Origin of the sequence: Microbacterium sp. ZW CA_36 (genome assembly GCF_044987475.1) — a bacterium.
Lineage (GTDB): Bacteria > Actinomycetota > Actinomycetes > Actinomycetales > Microbacteriaceae > Microbacterium.
This window is the reverse complement of the sequence record NZ_JBJDRL010000001.1, coordinates 78362-94774: the sequence shown is the minus strand read 5'-3', so window position 1 is coordinate 94774 and position 16413 is coordinate 78362. Positions and strand designations below refer to the sequence as shown.

General features: G+C 64.3%; 17 protein-coding genes and 1 tRNA gene. 9 read left to right on the top strand and 9 right to left on the bottom strand.

Annotated elements, in window-relative coordinates:
* Positions 1–5 precede the first annotated feature (5 nt).
* A complete protein-coding gene (locus ACI3KX_RS00465; RefSeq protein ID WP_404907023.1) occupies positions 6–1475 on the top strand; it encodes a HEPN domain-containing protein in 1470 nt (489 codons plus the stop codon).
* A 335-nt stretch (positions 1476–1810) separates the two neighbouring features.
* On the opposite strand, the gene ACI3KX_RS00460 is transcribed toward ACI3KX_RS00465, so the two are convergent.
* Positions 1811–2068, bottom strand: coding sequence for a hypothetical protein (locus ACI3KX_RS00460; RefSeq protein ID WP_404907021.1), 258 nt, complete (start codon positions 2066–2068; stop codon positions 1811–1813).
* 82 nt (positions 2069–2150) lie between these two features.
* On the opposite strand from ACI3KX_RS00460, the gene ACI3KX_RS00455 reads away from it, so the two are divergent.
* The 3 genes from ACI3KX_RS00455 to ACI3KX_RS00445 all read left to right on the top strand — a co-directional run bounded on the left by ACI3KX_RS00455 (position 2151) and on the right by ACI3KX_RS00445 (position 3180).
* Positions 2151–2465, top strand: a complete 315-nt coding sequence (locus ACI3KX_RS00455) for a DUF6998 domain-containing protein (protein ID WP_404907019.1) — start codon at positions 2151–2153, stop codon at positions 2463–2465.
* A 236-nt stretch (positions 2466–2701) separates the two neighbouring features.
* Positions 2702–2854 (top strand): hypothetical protein, encoded by a 153-nt coding sequence (locus tag ACI3KX_RS00450; RefSeq protein ID WP_404907018.1) that lies wholly within the window; start codon positions 2702–2704, stop codon positions 2852–2854.
* A 20-nt stretch (positions 2855–2874) separates the two neighbouring features.
* Entirely contained in the window at positions 2875–3180 is a 306-nt protein-coding gene (locus ACI3KX_RS00445; RefSeq protein WP_404907016.1) for a hypothetical protein, read from the top strand.
* A gap of 70 nt (positions 3181–3250) precedes the next feature.
* Here ACI3KX_RS00445 and ACI3KX_RS00440 read toward each other — a convergent pair whose 3' ends face one another.
* A complete protein-coding gene (locus ACI3KX_RS00440) occupies positions 3251–4051 on the bottom strand; it encodes a hypothetical protein (RefSeq protein ID WP_404907014.1) in 801 nt (266 codons plus the stop codon).
* 323 nt (positions 4052–4374) lie between these two features.
* Here ACI3KX_RS00440 and ACI3KX_RS00435 point away from each other — a divergent pair, with 323 nt between their 5' ends.
* On the top strand, positions 4375–4854 hold the full coding sequence (locus tag ACI3KX_RS00435) for a hypothetical protein (RefSeq protein ID WP_404907012.1): 480 nt from the start codon (positions 4375–4377) through the stop codon (positions 4852–4854).
* 122 nt (positions 4855–4976) lie between these two features.
* Here the strand turns inward: ACI3KX_RS00435 and ACI3KX_RS00430 are convergent, their stop codons facing one another.
* On the bottom strand, positions 4977–5723 hold the full coding sequence (locus ACI3KX_RS00430) for an HNH endonuclease (RefSeq protein WP_404907011.1): 747 nt from the start codon (positions 5721–5723) through the stop codon (positions 4977–4979).
* Between the two features lie 239 nt (positions 5724–5962).
* Between ACI3KX_RS00430 and ACI3KX_RS00425 the strand changes: the two genes are divergently transcribed.
* Positions 5963–6622: an HNH endonuclease gene (locus ACI3KX_RS00425; RefSeq protein ID WP_404907009.1), complete on the top strand. Its 660-nt coding sequence runs from the start codon at positions 5963–5965 to the stop codon at positions 6620–6622.
* A gap of 98 nt (positions 6623–6720) precedes the next feature.
* Here ACI3KX_RS00425 and ACI3KX_RS00420 read toward each other — a convergent pair whose 3' ends face one another.
* The gene (locus tag ACI3KX_RS00420; RefSeq protein WP_404907007.1) at positions 6721–8358 is read right to left on the bottom strand and encodes an exonuclease domain-containing protein; all 1638 of its coding nucleotides are present in this window, start codon (positions 8356–8358) and stop codon (positions 6721–6723) included.
* A 374-nt stretch (positions 8359–8732) separates the two neighbouring features.
* On the opposite strand from ACI3KX_RS00420, the gene ACI3KX_RS00415 reads away from it, so the two are divergent.
* Positions 8733–10262, top strand: a complete 1530-nt coding sequence (locus ACI3KX_RS00415; protein ID WP_404907005.1) for an McrB family protein — start codon at positions 8733–8735, stop codon at positions 10260–10262.
* Entirely contained in the window at positions 10259–11497 is a 1239-nt protein-coding gene (locus tag ACI3KX_RS00410; RefSeq protein WP_404907003.1) for a 5-methylcytosine restriction system specificity protein McrC, read from the top strand. The genes ACI3KX_RS00415 and ACI3KX_RS00410 overlap by 4 nt, the downstream gene beginning before the upstream one ends.
* 32 nt (positions 11498–11529) lie before the next feature.
* Here the strand turns inward: ACI3KX_RS00410 and ACI3KX_RS00405 are convergent, their stop codons facing one another.
* Both ACI3KX_RS00405 and ACI3KX_RS00400 read right to left on the bottom strand, forming a co-directional pair.
* On the bottom strand, positions 11530–13290 hold the full coding sequence (locus ACI3KX_RS00405; RefSeq protein ID WP_404907001.1) for a DNA/RNA helicase domain-containing protein: 1761 nt from the start codon (positions 13288–13290) through the stop codon (positions 11530–11532).
* Positions 13277–13597, bottom strand: coding sequence for a nucleotide pyrophosphohydrolase (locus ACI3KX_RS00400; RefSeq protein ID WP_404906999.1), 321 nt, complete (start codon positions 13595–13597; stop codon positions 13277–13279). Before ACI3KX_RS00400 ends, ACI3KX_RS00405 begins: the two co-directional genes overlap by 14 nt.
* A 320-nt stretch (positions 13598–13917) precedes the next feature.
* On the opposite strand from ACI3KX_RS00400, the gene ACI3KX_RS00395 reads away from it, so the two are divergent.
* The gene (locus tag ACI3KX_RS00395) at positions 13918–15048 is read left to right on the top strand and encodes a tyrosine-type recombinase/integrase (protein ID WP_404906997.1); all 1131 of its coding nucleotides are present in this window, start codon (positions 13918–13920) and stop codon (positions 15046–15048) included.
* Between the two features lie 219 nt (positions 15049–15267).
* Here the strand turns inward: ACI3KX_RS00395 and ACI3KX_RS00390 are convergent.
* The 3 genes from ACI3KX_RS00390 to ACI3KX_RS00380 form a co-directional block, all read right to left on the bottom strand.
* Positions 15268–15339, bottom strand: a tRNA-Arg gene (locus tag ACI3KX_RS00390).
* A 64-nt stretch (positions 15340–15403) separates the two neighbouring features.
* Positions 15404–16030 (bottom strand): hypothetical protein, encoded by a 627-nt coding sequence (locus tag ACI3KX_RS00385; protein ID WP_404906995.1) that lies wholly within the window; start codon positions 16028–16030, stop codon positions 15404–15406.
* A 75-nt stretch (positions 16031–16105) separates the two neighbouring features.
* The gene (locus ACI3KX_RS00380) at positions 16106–16387 is read right to left on the bottom strand and encodes a Fe-S cluster assembly protein HesB (protein WP_404906993.1); all 282 of its coding nucleotides are present in this window, start codon (positions 16385–16387) and stop codon (positions 16106–16108) included.
* Positions 16388–16413 lie beyond the last annotated feature (26 nt).

Genomic DNA, 16413 nt, shown 5'->3' with positions numbered 1-16413 from the left:
GCGCGATGGACAAGTACCTGCTCAGCGAGGCCCACGAGTGGTCAGGGCACTGGTGGCTGCCATCCGCGCCGGATGATCGAGTGGCGGGTGTTCTGACATTCGACCCGGATGCCGGACTCATCCTCCGGCTAATTGGTGGGTGGAATATCGACCACAGGGATCCAACCGCGTCGGTGATCGTGACGGACAACCGCATGCCCCAGGCCAATTTGGTCTATGGGATGTCGGGCGGGCAGTTGATCACACTCGCGGAGGTGCAATTTACCAAGCTGGATCGATTCCGCGTCGGACATCGAGGTCCCGCGGACGCGACCACCGCGCACGTGGAGACGGCGCTGATCGGGTGCCACATCGAGGACGCGGACTCAGCTGTGTTCGAGGGAGCGATCGGAACGATCGAGAATCTCTCTTCGTGGTCACGCCTGAGCGGAATGCAGTTCGAGGGAGTCCGGGACGACAATGGTCGACGCGGAAGCAGCATAGTTAGCACCGCGATCGCGCCGCTGGTCGCGGAGGCGGGCGACCTTAAGATCACGCTCTTCGACATGCCGTGGGCGCCCCAGAGCGAGTTCACCCGCTGGGGATCACGAGCGAGCATTCGTGAGACTGCCTCACTCCAGTTCGTCTCCAATCGGCCGAGAAGCTTTGCCGGCTGGACCGAGGAATTGAGGACTGCAGGGGATCTAGTTTCCCTTTGCGGACTGACCGCGTGCGGGCTCATGTCGATCCGGCTGTTGCTGCCCGCCAATCCTGAGCGGTACCGCGAGGGTGATCCCCGAGCCAAGGTCAGGAACGAGGTGTACGTCGTTCAGCGACGGATCACCCGCCCAGACCCGTTAGCACCGGCGCTGGAAGCTCGGCATTTCGTGGTTACCCTCGACGACTTCGACTTCCAAGCGCTCATGCAGCGCTGGTTGGACGTCCGTGAGACCTTCTCAGCGGCGCGCGGCATGATCCTTGGGCTCAAGTACGTCCCGGGAGGATATGTCGAGACCCAGTTGATCGCCGCCGTGGCCGCTGCGGAATCGATGCACCGAGCACTTGACCCGGCTGGACCGATCGAGGATGGGCAGTACCGTCAACTCCGCCAACAGCTTCTGGATGCGATCCCGCCCGAGCATGTGACGTGGGTGCGCGACCGACTCCCGCGAAACGAGCCGTCGTTGAAGGAACGACTTCTCGACCTCGCGCGACGACCCGGCGAGTTCATGCGCGAGTTGGTCCCTGATGCAGAGAAGTGGGCGAAGGAGACTCGAACAGCGCGAGATCAGCTAGCGCACACAGGTGAGACAAAAGCGCAGAGCATCGAGCAGATGGCCGCTATCTCCGAAGTAACTGCAGCCGTGGTCGCCCTGAACCTGCTGTTCGAGCTCGGGGCGCCGGTTGACGCACTTGCAGACGCGCTGAGTCGGCAACCGGACCTTCGCCTTGCGGTCGACTTTGGCCAGGCGGCCTTCACGTCTCACGCCGGCTGAAGTGCGGGGCCGAGGCAGCGACGGCCGCACCTGGACCGCCCAGCAGGATCATTGGAGTCAGCGTGGCCGCTGCGAACCTCCCGCGGCGGCGGGAGATCCGCGAGTGAGCAAAGGACGACCGAGGGTGTCGGACGGCGTGCTCCCTGTCGATGTGCCCACAGGTCTGACGCAATGACTCCCGGACCGTGCAGGGCCAATCACTGACGTCGAGCCGAATGAACACTAACGTCCCCAAATCGTTCGTCGCCCGCAAGGGGATCGTTCGCCTATACGTTGAGACAGACCGTATGCGGGCGATCAGCTCGCGCGAGCCGCAGGCGCGCTCCACGATTCCATTACGTAGAGAACAGCCGGACGAGATGCACCCGGAGTGCGGTCTCCGCAGCGTTGCCGGCCGCGTGCTTCGACGGGAATACGCCATCGACTTTGAGAATGGTGTGGCCGAAGAGCGTCACCTCTGCTCGCCAGCTCTCAGGCTGCAACTGCTCCATTGTCGCGATCAGCTCGAACTTGGGCGTCGACGAATTGTGCTGAACAACTCGACGGACGCCCGGCTCCAAGCGGCCATGCTCATCGGAGTACTCGGTGTGCATGTCTAAACGGTATGCGCTCTTCGAGCAGGTGCCCTCGCTTCGACACGCCGCCCACCCTCGCCGCTGCGCTACGTTCTCAGGAGTGACCGACGTCGATCTCTCCAGCAAGTCGCTTCCGGAACTGCTCGCGATCTACGCGGACATCCAGGCAGAGTTTCAGCGCCGCGGAGTCTCGCGCACCGCGGGCAGCATTCAGGGCGAGGTCGGCGAGAAGCTAGCGCTCATGATCTACGGCGGCGCGCTGCCGCCACCTGGCACAAAGGCGTATGACCTCATCGACCCGGCTGGCCGCCGTATCCAGGTAAAGACGCGCACGCTCCCGCGCGGTGACGACCGCATGTTCCAGTTTCCACAGCCTCGACATCGACACCGCTGTCTGCATTCGATTCGAACGTGAGACCGGCCGCCTCGACTGGGCGCGCGAGTACTCCGTGGCCGAGCTGTGCACCCTCGTCAGCCCCCACGCCTCGGGACCGCGGCTGCCGATGGCGCGCGCGAAGGCGAGCGGGAGGGACGTCACGGCGGAGTTCCGATCGGCATACGAGGTGTTGAAGGCCTAAGTTCTAGGACGAGCTGGTCGGGTGAGCCGCGCGTCTCCGCCGGTGACGAGGCCGCCCCGCCTATCGTCGTCGCATGTTGGTGTGGGCGGCGTCGCTGGCGCTTGTTGGGCTGAGCCTGCAGCTGTTCGGCCTGCTGTGGGTCGCGATCCGCACAGGGGCGCTGTGGCAGAAGCGCAACCCCGGGTGTCTCTGTTCCCGTGGTGGCATCGGCTGCTGTACCGACTGAATCTGCGCAGGACCGGCGCGGTGCTTTCGGTGTCTGGGGTCGCGCGCCTGAAGACCGAGAAAGAGCCGCGGCCCCCTGGGTGGCTGTTGCGCCCGCGCGTGTCGACGCTGGAAGGCGACGTCGACGCACTGCAGGAGCTAGCCAGCGACCTCGGGTACACGATCACCGTCGCTGAGGCGAACGCGAAGGCGCAGCAGACCGAGTCCGACCACGTGCGGGCGCGTGACGCGCTGGGGCTATCGGCCGTGCTCGTTATCGTCGGCGCAGCGGCGCAGGTTGTCGCGGCACTGCTGGTGCTAATCGAGGCCTTGCAGAGCGCGGCCTAATTCAGCGTCCGCCGCCGGTGTCAGCTGGCGCGCTGTCGTAGGCGGCGCGGCGCGTCGGGCCCACCGCGTCTCACGCGTAGGAGCGAACCAACCAGCCGACAATCGCGCTGATTGCGTAGACGCGATGGTGCGCATCCTCCTCGTCGCTGAGCCCGGGGTGCGAACCTCCAGTGTGACTCAGCTTCCAGAGCCCCCGAACGTACTCGTTTGGCCCGAACGGCAGATCCCCGTTGGATCTTAAGGCATCGATGGCTGGGCCGCCGCCACCTGCCGCCATCCCTGTGCGCCGCACCGCGAGTTCGAGCAGAACCGACTCGAAGGTCGTTCGCAGCTGGCTGTTAGATGCTGCCCAGTTGCGAGCATGGAAGGCGTTGAGCGCCTGGTCGTAGTGGCCAGCCGCCGTCGTGAAGCCCTCTGTACTGAGCTGGTCGGCTAGATCCGAAGCTAGCGAAGCGACGGGTAGCCCGGTGTAGCCCAACGGTGTGATTGTCCAGCGGGTCTCGGAAGTGCTCTGCGACCACGGCGACGATTGCGGCACGACGGTTGTCATCGCGGTACACGTGAACCCATCGGAACGGAGCGACGCTACGAGCTCCTCTACCCACTCCGGCGCCGCAGCACCATCTTGGTGGTTGCGCAGAGCCGTCGCAGCGAGACTAATGAGCTCGTCTTCCTTGCCGCTCTTGAAGGCGGCGCCCAGCGCCTTGTCGGCTCGCTTAGCCTTGCTCATTGTTGAGAACGGGCGATCATCAGGGCCCGGGTCAGCATCGCCCAGGTTGTGTCGCTTCAATTCGCCGCCCAAACTCGCCTGCGAGGTGTTCGCGGTGAGGTAATCGATGAGCAACCCCACCGTTCGCTGTGTGACACGCATAGACGGAAGGCTACGTGCTTCGTAGGTGCTTCGTGGGAGACCCGGCGGCGTACGCACACGGTTCGGGTCCCATCGCCTCAACCACGTCGCCGGATGCGCGGGCGCGTCCCAATTCGGCTCCCTGACTTCGCACGACGGCGTGCCCGTTCATCCCGGCTGCTCACTTTGACGCGCCCGCATGGTCCGATCTGCGTGCGATGCCCGCATGTGGATCGCCACGAATCACATCCCGTGGTGTGAAGTCGACCATACGTCGAGCTCGAAACTGAGGCGGGCGTGTATCCTCACGACTCTATGCTGACCGTGTGAATGACTAGATCGCCGTGGCTCTAATCGCAGGCCTCTCAGCTCTTGCGGCAGCCGTCGTGGGACTTGTGGGCGTGCTGGCGCCGCGGAACGAACCACGCGCGGCAAAGGAACTCCTGGCGCTGAACTCGATTCTTGAGACTTTCCCCGCCGGCAAAGCTCGTGAGTCTCTCGAAGCCCGGCGTATCCGAGTCGCGGCTAACTATGGCGCTCAACGAGAACCAATGGGCGTTTTCGGTGCCGCGTATCTGTTCACAGTCGGCGGGTTCGTACTCGCGATCGTCGCGATCCTCATCCTTGGAGGCGACGCCGGCGCGTGGCTATCCCTGTTCCAAAGCAATCTGATCGGGCTAGCTCTCGGCGGGCTCCTCCTTGCGCTCGTGGGGATCGGGCTCGTCGCCATCGGCGTTGGCTTCCGCATCCGCGACTGGCGGCGGGCGCGCCTCGACAGAACCGTTCGATGGAACGGCATCCGGAAGTACGCCCGCGAGTGCTGAGTTGACCTGAGCCGGCCAAATCGGCCCTCGTCCGGATCAATCCGCTGGATAAATTGCTCGTAGCCCTGGCCTTCAGCACACCCGCGATGTACACGGCCTCCGGGTACCCGCACTGGGATGGCTTAGACGCGACGCATGAGATCGTCGAAGAAGGTGTCCGTACCGACAGCGCTCCGCACCTCGGCCGCACGTTCGAGGTCGCGCTCGGCCTGCCTTTCGCTCACAGCCAAATCGCTCGCGAGGTCGATGCGGCTGCGACTACGTCCGCGAATGCCCGCGGCGTCAAGGCGCGCAATGAATCGGGCCTTTCGCGCTGCTTGCAGCCCCTTCCAGACATCCGCCCACTGCGTCTCGTCATCTGCAAGCAGCCGAGGCTCGTCAGGCGCAACGCGCGATAGGAACAATGCCTGCAGAAGTGCGACGCGCTCGGGTGTCGCCTCGGTCATCTGCTCGGCCGTCTTGGCACGATGGCAGTCGCCGCAGAGCAGTTGCAGATTGCCCAGCGCATCCGAGCTACCGCTGACGTGATCGATGTCGGTGCCGGGGTTGCCGCACTCTTGGCACAGACCGGCATCGCGCTTCTTGACCTCTTCGCGACGTGCTGCGCTGACTGTTCGACCCAGCGAGCGGTATCCGCCAATCAGGAGGAACGCACCCCTGGTCTGGATGGCGGTTCTCACGAGTGGGTCCTCGATGCGCCCGTCACGGAGAACTGCTCGCATGTAGCGCACATGCCCGGACACCTCAGCGCACCAGGTCGAGCAATACGGCCCGACCACGGCGTCCGGCAGGTTCGTCAGGCAGTTCGCGCAATGGTCTTCCATGAAGTACCGCGGCTCGGGCGTCTTGACGAGAAAGGGCGGCTCCATGCGGCCACCATAGCGTCGTCTGCCTCCGCGACTCGCGTCAGTCATACACCCCTTCGCGCAACTGAGCTTGAGGTGTGGACTACCCGCGCTGTCGGGCTGAGAGGCGGTCATATCCGAGATGAGCGAGGGGAATTCCGCTAGACCGATGCGTGCAGAGGGGTGGCCACCGAACTCGCTCAGACCCGCTCGCGACCGACCGTTTCCACCAGTGCCCGTGCGCGGATCGATACAGTGGCGCCGTGACCGCCGCCCTCACGATCGATCCCGCAGATGTCGACAGATACGCTGACGCACTCAGCGCAGCAGCCAGAGCGATCGTGACTGGCAACGTCGTCGAAGCGCGCGAAGTCATTGGACCGATCGCTTTCGAACGTTGGGATGGGCGTCTCCGCTACGCGGCGAAGGCCGGCCCGTCCTCGGATACCGTCGAGCGCCGCGCCCGTGACGTCACCGACCGACTGCGCGCGCAGGTCTTCCTGCGGGATGAGATGACCTGCACGTATTGCGGCGGGCGATGTATCCCGAGGAACATCCTCGTCGCGTTCAGCGACCTGTTCCCTGACGAACTGCCATACCACCCCAACTACCGTCGGGGCGCGATCCACCCGATGTACTGGGCGCTCGCTCCGGAGGCGGACCACACGTTCGCGCACGCGCGCGGAGGTGCCGGCGACATCGCGAATCTCACGACCCTCCACACCATGTGTAACGCACGCAAGTCGGACTCGCTCGTCACTGACCTGCCCCCGGTCGACAGGCCGGAACATGTCGTCGGCTGGGACGGCCTCCTCGAGGCCTACCGAAGCATCGTCGCGCTTGGCAACTCTCAGGGCCGGCGACACGCAGCCGCCGACTATCACACCCGATGGTTGCGGCACTTCTCACAAGCACCGGCGTAAGCGTCGTCGCTCGCTGCAGCTTCGCGATGCGCGTTCGGCAGCCTCAATCGAGCACCCCGTAGCCTGCCCGCGACCCACCACTCTCGCGGATTGCCCGTCTACAGACCGGCTTGCGGACCTGCGGGCTCCTTCTGCGCATCGAGCAGCGCAAGCTCGTATGCCTGAACAAGCTCCGTCGAGAGCCTGCCGCGAACTCCGACGGTGTATCCGTTCTCGATGCCCCATGCGCGGATCTCACCGGGAGAGGTGGTCGTTTGAACCGTGACGGGCGTGCTCCCAGCGACGGCGGTCGTGGTCGCTGCTGCGGCACGTCTCGTCTTGGGTGCCGCGGCCTGGGCGGGTTGGAGGTGCTTGAGCAGCATGGCGTACGTCTCGGGGTCAATGATCCGGGTCCCCAGTTCTTGTGCTCGCGCGAGCTTGCCCCCTGCGAAGGAGCCGTCACTCACGAGCATCGCGGTGAGGCCGGAAACAGCTCCGATCACGCGGACGCCGAGTTCCTGGGTTCGCTGCTCCAGCCGTGCTCGTTCACGCTCGCGCCCATCGAAGCCGGTGAAGACGACCTTGTCGCCGACGCGTAGCGGCTCCCCGAGTGCCCAGTCGGCAGGAAGGGGACAGAGTTCCGCGCTCAACTGTGATGCACGTGCGGCGTCTGCCTCGGCGATCAGCTTCGGGACGAGCTCGCCCGACAGCCGCAGCGAGGATGCGATGGATTCCAGTTCGGCCCGCTCGTCGCGGGAGACATGGCCGTCGTCGAGCGCCTTGTGTGCGAGAGCGAGCACGAGGGCCTGGTGTGCGTCAGCGACATCGGCGTCACTGAGCTCGTAGACCTCGACGAGGTCCTGCAGAGCGGCGGCTTCATCTTCGGAGATGACGCCGTCCTCGAGCGCGTCGAGGAGGGTTTCAACGTACGTCAGCGATCCGACGGGCGCCCCCTCGTCGAGCACTTCGACGAGGCTGAGTTTCGACAGTTGTGTGATGAGCGCTGGCTGCTTCGGCATCGCGCTGGTGACCCTGATGGGACGCGACCGCGCCGAGACCTGCTCGTCTGGCACGAATGCAAGTAATGCACGGCTCGGTCCTGCCGGCCACACCACGCCTCGTGCGTCGTCTTGCACCGAGACGAGTGCCGGGTGCGGACGCACTCGACCCTGCGCCTGCAGGTAGTGACGAAGAAGGCCGGCGGTCGCACGAGCATCGCCCAGGGCTGAGTGAGCGTCGTTCAGCGGGATGCGAGCGCTCCAGCAGCAGTCGACCAGGCGGCGACGGTCCAAATTCGGCAAGTAGTGGTGGCTGCCGTCGAGCGTGCAGTATGCCGGCAGCCAGGGAACGTCCCAGCCGGCGCGGCGGAACTCCGCGCGGAGGAACGCGAGATCGAAGCGCGCGTTGTGCGCGGCGATGGGAAGTCCCGCGATGTACGGCACGACAGAAGCGGCGACATCGCGAAATAGAGGCGCGTGCGCGACATCGGCCTGCGTGATGCCGTGGATGTGTGTTGCGCCGACGGGCCCCTCGGGGTTGAACCGGGTTGACCACTCGTCGACGACGTTCCCGTCTTGATCCACTCGGACGACCGCGAGCTCTAGCACGCGGTCCTTCTTCGGGGATAGGCCTGTCGTCTCCACGTCGATGATGGCGAAGTAGGGCGGGCGCGAAGGCGGGGGCGGCGTGGCCACCCGCGGTGCCGCCGTTTCCTTCTTGGCGTTACCGCCGCCGAACAGCCAATCGAGCCAGCCCATGCTTCTCCCCATGTCCCTGCGCTGCCGATTGGGGAGCGCACTCGACCCATCATGCCGCGGCGCGCCGACCTGGCATGTACGTGCGCGATGACACACGGGTACGTCGCCGAGTGAGTAACGGGTTCTGGTCCCGTCAGTCACCTCGACGTCCGCGCTTTGACGACCGGGCATCGGGCGATCCTCTACTAGTGGAGGTCTCCGAGGCCGCCACAACTCGCTACCGCGGTTTCCAGCCGCTCAGTGCAGCGATGCGCCCGTGGTCGGTCCCAGTGTCGGACGATCGGCAAGCGCGGACTTGGATCGGGTGTTCTCCTTCCCCGCGGGGCCCGGGATGGCGCGGCCCACCGGATTCGCGCCTGCAATAGGTTGGCGAGATGACAGACGAACTCCAAAGCCTCCCGCGTGGCCTTGGCGAATTGATCCAGGGAGTGCTCGAGCTCCAAGTCCACTTCACACCCCTGACTTCACCCGCGATGTCGCGCCGCCGCGAACTGATCAACGCAATCGCAGCTGAGTTCGCCTCACTTCTCGCCGCGTCAGATGATCATGTTTCGCAGGTGAAGGGAAGTAACGGGGCCGGCAACAATGCAAAGGTGCCCTGGGTCCGGGTCTTCGACCCTGCTCAATCGCCCCGACCAACGCTCGGGTGGTACGTAGTGCTATTGTTCGCCGCGGACGGATCTGCGGCCTATCTGTCGCTCAACCAGGGCGTGACCAAGCTGGATCCGGCTGGCATCGAAGTCAACGTTTCAGATGGATGGGGCCGAGTCTCGGAGTCGCCGGCCTCGAGGACTCCATTGATGGACGAAGCAACTCGCAATGTCGACCTCCGCGACCCGGGTCTCGGCGCCCAGTACGCTCGCGGCAACTTGCTGGCCTTCAGATACAGCCGAGACGGGATCCCAAGTGACGGCGACATCAAGCGGCACCTTCGCTGGCTATCAGAGCTCTTGACGATTCTTCCGACTACTGACGCCCTACCCAGTCAGAATCGCGCCGCGGCGGAACCGGGAGTCCTCGACGTTCCGGCGTTCCAAGACGTGGGGCAGGCGGAACTCAGCACGATCAGAAACGCGATCCACTGGCCTGAGGACGAGGTCCTGAACACGGTTGAGAGCCTTCGGGACGCGAGTCCGCAGATTGTATTGGCGGGACCTCCGGGCACGGGCAAGACCTTCGTTGCTCGCCACCTTGCGGCCTACCTCCTGGGGCAAGCCGGATACGTCGACAACAATCCGCAGATCGAAGTCGTGCAGTTCCATCCGACGTACGGGTATGAAGAGTTCGTCGAGGGTCTCCGCCCCACGATTGGCCCCACCGGCGCGTTCGAGTTCGCTCCAGTTGCCGGGACGATCGTTCAACTGGCCGACGCCATCGCAGAGGACGGCCAGCCGCGCGTGCTGATCATCGACGAAATGAATCGGGCGAATCTTCCCCGTGTATTCGGCGAGCTGTACTACCTGCTTGAGTACCGCGAACAGGAAGTCCGACTCATGTACCGGCCTAGATTCGCGTTGCCCGAACAGCTGTTCATCATCGGGACCATGAACACCGCGGACCGGAGTATCAGAAGCGTGGACTTTGCGCTACGAAGGCGTTTCGACTTCTTCGATGTCACGCCATCATCGGAGATTCTGAAGGCGCACTACTCCGAGGGTGGCCACTTGAATGAGTTGGGACCGTCGCTTTACTCCGGATTCGATGCCCTGAATGAAGCAGTCTTCTCCCTCATGGGTGACCGTCACCATGGCATCGGCCACAGCTACTTCATGCTGGATCGAATGAGTCGGGCCACTCTGCGGGCCGTGTGGGAACGACAGGTGCAGCCGCTACTGGAGGACTACGTCGGCGGGAACGTCGCCAGCCTTGATGGTCTGAGCGTTGAGAGCCTCTTCGGCGAATGAAAACACTCCGGCTCGCGGAGGCGCGAACAGCCACACATACGCTCACCGACGATCAAGCGGGGAGGCTGGCACTGCTTGGCAAGAAACTCGCGGGCGAGCGCCGGTGGTGGGGAAGCAACGGGGCGCACAGCGGCGATTCCCGATCCGTCTTCCGGCTGACCAAACTCTTCGGGGGCAGCTGGCGTATCGAGGTTGGCAACGTAGTTGGCGTTGTCGGACTTCCCGACTTGACGATAGTCGTCGAACCGAAGATCGGCATGCAGCACTTCATGCATCTACTCGCCCGGTCAAACGGCATGCCTCGCGTCGACTCGTCAATGACGTCGCTCGAGGCTGCATCGGCTCTCCAGCGACTAGTAATCGAGTGGTTTGTGGGAGAGCTCGACACGCTGTTCCGTCGAGGCCTTGTGAAGGACTACGTGCATTCGTCGGAACGTCTTCCGCATGTGCGAGGCCATGTCAACTTGGTGACAACATCCCGCCAGTGGCTGCAGGGCCGTGTTCTTGTCGACTGCGAGTTCGACGACTTCACCGAAGCCACACCGTTCAACCAGTACCTCGCAGCGGCTGTTTCCCAGTCCATTCGCTCCCCGGCGGTTGACGATCGCCTTCGGATGAGGCTGGCCTACTTTGCACGCGAACTGCCCCCCGTGTCCCGTGAAGCGCGGGACGACGTTGATCTCGACCGACTCCCCGCGCGATATCGCCACTACCAGCCGGCTCTGAAGTACGCGATCGACATTTTGGCCGGGGTCGGCCGCTCTCTCGAGTCCGGCGACCACGCCTCGGGGACGTTCCTCTTTAACTCGGCAGCCGTTGCCGAGGATGCGATCCGCGAGGTGCTCGCCGAAGCACTCGCCCCGATGCGCGTCGTCAAGACTGGTGGACGCCACCTGCTACCCGCGTTTGTGTCGGTGAATCCAGACCTCGAGATTGGACCGCCTCCATTCACGGGAGACGTCAAGTACAAGATTGGTGATCGAAGCTGGAATCGCCAGGACCTCGCCCAAGCCGTCCTGTTCGCGGCGGCGTACAAGAGTCCGCACGCGGTTATCGCGGACTTCGCTCAGATGGAGGTACTTCACCCTTCGCTGAAGGTCGGCGACATCCACGTTTCGCGTCTCCGCTGGGCAATTGGCGACGGGACTGATCCCGAAGACTCTGAGCGCCGCTTCGCAGAGTCTGCTCGCACGCATATAGAGGGGGCCGCTCCTAGGTTCTTCGCCACCGCCTGAGAGGAGGAGAAGTCCAACACCTCCGCTGTGTTTCACAAAGCTTGCTCGGAACCGACGTTCGCGATCTTTCCGCGCACGTACTCGCGTAGATCTGGGTCGCACACGTAGACGTACGTTCCCAAGATTCCTCGCGTGAGCAGCACGCCGTAGATGTTCTGAATGAGTGTCAGGAGATCCCCGTCGGTCGTCTCCCTTCCCAGCTTCGCGAGGTTCTCCTTGCCCTTCTTGTCGCGGTAGGCGTCACGGTCGACCACCACCTGTCGGGTGAGCTCGTCGTATCGGAGGTCGCCGCCGATGATCACCCCGGCGTAGTTGAGGTCGTAGCCCTGCACCGTGTGAATCGAGCCGACCTCGTCGATCGATCCGGGGGAGTTGATCCAGTCCTTGTCTGTGCGGTTCCAGACGAACCCAGTTCCCTCGAGTTCGAAGTCGAAGCCGGGTCTGTTGCCGCGGGTCTTCCAGTCCCAGGCGTAGCCGGCCACGAGCCGGGCCAGCCCCACCTCGCGGTTACGGTCGAGGATGGCCTGCCGCATCTCTCCGACACTCTCGAAGAATCGCAGGTCGTACTCACCGAAGTCCGGGCGGTCGCCGGTGCGAAGTTCACCCCGAAGCAACTGGCGGACGAATCCCACGTAGTCTGCGTCCGCCCTCACCCGCATCTGCCTCGCCAACGGAAACCACCGATGCGCTCGCTTTGCATCAACGATCTCAGCGGCAAGAACCTCGCTCGGGAGGTCTGCCGGCCGCACACCCTGCTGCTCGTCGATGAGGAGGATCTGGTGCGTGCTCTGGGCGCGGATCCAGTCGAGTTGCGTCCTGCTGAGGTCATCTGATCCGAAGAGTCGTTCGTTGATGTCCGCGAAGTCGCGGTTGCGCATACCCGAGGATTGGTTAGCGCGGCGATTGAGCCGGTGCGTCTCGTCGACGATGAGCAGGTCGAACGGCATAGACGACTTGCCAACGTCGAACGGGTTCAACACCAGGTCCTCACTGACCTTCGGCGTCTTCTTGAACACCTTCTTGATCGAGTCTCGAAGCGACTGCTGGGGTACGACCAGTCCGACGCGGACGCTCTTCAGTAGCTCGCGGTTCTCAGGGACGAAGAACTCGGAGAAGAGGGAGTCCTGCTCGATCTCATCTGTGTCTTCGTAGTCGCGGATGTCGGCCAGCAGCTTCATGAGGAAGATCGCCACGATCGTCTTGCCCGTACCCGGATTGCCCTGGATGACGCTGGTCGATCGTGTGCCCGTCGCGAGGTCCGCGAGCAGCGATTCAACGATCTGCTCGACGGCGATGGCCTGCTCTCGGGTTAGGACCTTGAAAGGCGAGAGTTTGAAGAGATCGCTGTTCTCGATCTCGGGGATGCTGCGCTGAAAGATCCCGTCCGATCGCAGCTGCTCGAAGATGTCACGGAAGCTCTCGCGGTACTGGTCGCGCTCGTAGTACCGCGCGTCGATGATGCCCTCGTTTCCGTTGAGCACTGTGAAGTGCCCGTCGCCGGCGAGCCAACGGATGAGGTGCGACTCGAGGTCGAGACAGGCCGACTTGTTGAATGTCTCGTCTATGACGACACGCACCCGGCGGAACCCTGTCTTTGATGGATTCTGGATGTGCTGACGCATGCGTGACACAGCACTGACCGTCTCGCCGACATAGACAGATGGCGCATCTGGGGACCCGGCGCTGTCGAGAACGTAGACGACGGGCCAGTTCGTTCGCCGTTCATCGCCGGACGCCCAAGTTGAGATCGCGGGTGTGGTGAAGTCGAGCCGTTCGATCTCAAAGGGCGTCATACTTCGTGCTCCGCCCTCTCGATAGATCGGCGGGGTACTTCGAGCCAGTTGCCGCGAGCTTCTGCAGGACGATCTCGTCCAGGTCGACTCCCAGTTGAGCGGCGAGCAGTGTGCAGTAAGTCACGACGTCGGCGAGTTCATCGCGAACGCGAACCTCGTCTGCATCGTCGCTCCACTGGAAGCACTCGAGCAGTTCGCCAGCCTCGATCGAAATGCTCTTCGCGAGGTTTGCCGGCGTATGAAACTGAGCCCAGTCGCGCTCGCGCACGAACTCCGACAAGGCTTCACGAACTCGCTCACTCGTCACGGTGTGACGGTATCGCACAGCGGCCTCCCCTCCGACAATCAGCCGTCCCAGCGCTCGGGCGCGGCGTAGTGCTCGTCGTCGAACGGCTGCTAAGCGGAGCGCGCCAGCGCGGAGTCTGCAAGGAGTGAGCGGCGAGAACGGAGGCGCGCCCGAGCGCTACGCTCTCGGCGTCGGTGGGTGGCGCCCCTCGACCCCAGCACCAATTGACGACGTCTTCCGCCAGCTATCCACATCTTTCATCGGGCGCGTTGACGGCGTCCAAGCAGTGTCCGACACTAGGCCGATACTGACCATCGAGCCGGCACGAGCGGAGGTCCGAGATGGGCACCATCACCCCGTACGAAACGGCGAAGGGCCGCCGCTACCGCGTGCGCTACCGCAAGCCTGATCGGACCGAGGCGCAGAAGCGCGGCTTCACGACGATGCGCGAAGCGAAGCTGTACCTGTCGATGGTCACCGTGTCCAAGTCGAAGGGCGAGTACATCGATCCCGTGGCGTCGCGGGTGCCGGTCCGGATGTTCGCCGACAGCTGGCTGCTGTCGAAGCATCCGCCGATGTCGAAGCCTTCGTACTACATGACGCTCGAGCGTGCGTGGAAGAACCACGTCGCTCCCGTCTGGGCAGACAGGGAGATCTGGTCGATCCGGCGGTCTGAGGTTCAGGACTGGGTCTCAGAGCTCGCGACCGAGAAGTCGCGCACGGTCGTTCTTCGCGCGCTGGGAGTCCTCGCAGGCATCCTCGATGTCGCCATCGATGATCGTCGCCTTGCGAACAATCCGGCGCGACACATCCGTAATCTCCCTCGGAGCGGACCGGGCAAGCGCCGCGTCTATCTCTCGCACGACCAGGTGGCGACGTTGGCGGCATGCTCGGCGCATCCGACAATGGTCCTGACCTTGGCCTACACCGGGCTGCGTTGGGGCGAGGCGACCGGGCTGCGCGTGCGGAGTGTGAATCGACTGCGTCGACGCTTCGTGATCGAGGAGAACGCGGTGATGATCGCCTACGAGATCCACGTCGGCACGCCCAAGACGCACGAGAAGCGCTCGGTGCCCTACCCCGAGCGGCTCGCTCCGATGATCGAACAGGCCTGCGCCGGCAAGGGCCCGGAAGGGCTGCTCTTCGGTGACGGCGTCAACCATATGCGTAACTCAGGCGCACAGGGGTGGTTCGCGAACGCGGTCCGCCGCGCGCAGGCTGTGGACCCGTCGATCCCGCGGCTGACGCCTCACGACCTCCGCCACACCGCCGCATCGCTCGCGATCAGCTCCGGCGCCAACGTGAAGGCCGTGCAGCGGATGCTCGGGCACGCGTCGGCGGCCATGACGCTCGACACCTACGCCGACCTCTTCGACGACGATCTGGATGCCGTCGCATCGCGCCTCAACGAGGCCATGCCGCTCGTGGCGCTGCCGGCGGGTCCGCAGACCCGCTACGCCCGACCGACGTAACGCCGGAGCGCAGACTGCTCAACTTTTCGACGAGGCTCAGGACGCCAGAAATGCGCGTTTTCGTCGTTCTGAGGCATCGAACGAGGCTCCGTGAAGGGCGTCGAATCTGCGTCGGTTTCGGCTCATAGCTTTCTCAAATGCGGCCAAAAAGCGGCCAAAAACGCATTCTGAGTGGTCTGACCACAGAAGAAAAACCTGGTCAGAGGCAAAAAGAGACTGTGCCCCTGGAGGGACTCGAACCCCCAACCGTTTCCTTAGGACGGAACTGCTCTTCCATTGAGCTACAGAGGCTGGCCCCCACAGTCTACGGGCTTGCTCGCGACGCCCCGTCAGCGGCCGAACTCGCGACGGCCCGTCAGCGGCCGAAGTCGGGGCGCACCTCGGCGATGCCGTCGAGCTCGGCCTGCAGAAGGCCGTACAGCGCCCATCCCTCGTCGTGCCAGCCCACGGGGAGTGGCCCTTCGAGGCCGCCGTCCTGCCACCGGTCGTTCCAGGCGGCCAGCTCCGCGGCGAGTGAGTCCGATAGGCCGAGGGCCGCGGCATCCATCGGGTAATTGTCGGTGAAGGACTCCCAGAGCGGCCAGGTCACACCCCACTCGGGGAACATGCGGACCACGCGCAGACCGTTCGGCAGCATGACGGCCTCGTGGCGGCGGCCGCGCGCCGACAGGTAGCGGTCCTGCATCTCGGCGCGCAGGCGCCATTCGAATGCGGATGCCGGAGCACGGTGATAGTCCATCCCCGACAGCCAGACCAGCCCGCGACCGCGAGGCTCGGCCGCATCCATCACGAGGGCGAGGGACCACATGTTCCGGTCGTTGTCGGCCAGCGCCCGCGTCGAGTCCATCACCTCGTGGAGGGAGGCGTCCACGATGTCGATCGCCTTCACCGCGGCTTCGGGGCCTGTGTACACGAATACCCGGTAGCGCGCATCGCAGCTCTCCCACGCCGTGTCGGCCTCATCGACGGGTTCGCCTCTCATAGCTCCGACAGTAGCGAGGCGCATGCGAAGAGCCCCGGCATCCATGAACGGATGCCGGGGCTCTTCGTGAGATCGTCAGCCCTGGGTTGCGAGGGCGAAGCGCACGGCGCCGTCGTTCGACAGCTCCGCGTCGAGAACGCGGTTCTCGAGAACCGAGGCCGCCGTCTCGTCGAGGAAGACGCGGGCGCCGCCCTCGCGCACGACGGTGTCGGTCGCCTCGGGAGCCGGAACGACGCTCAGTTCGAATCCTTCGGAGGTTCCCGTGTCGCGGATACGCACACCTCCGTCTTCGGCGAGCGGGACGCGGGAGATGAGTTCTTCGACGGCCTCGGCGGCGGTCTGGGTCAGCGTGAGCATGCTTTTCCTTTCCTCGTGCGGTTCCG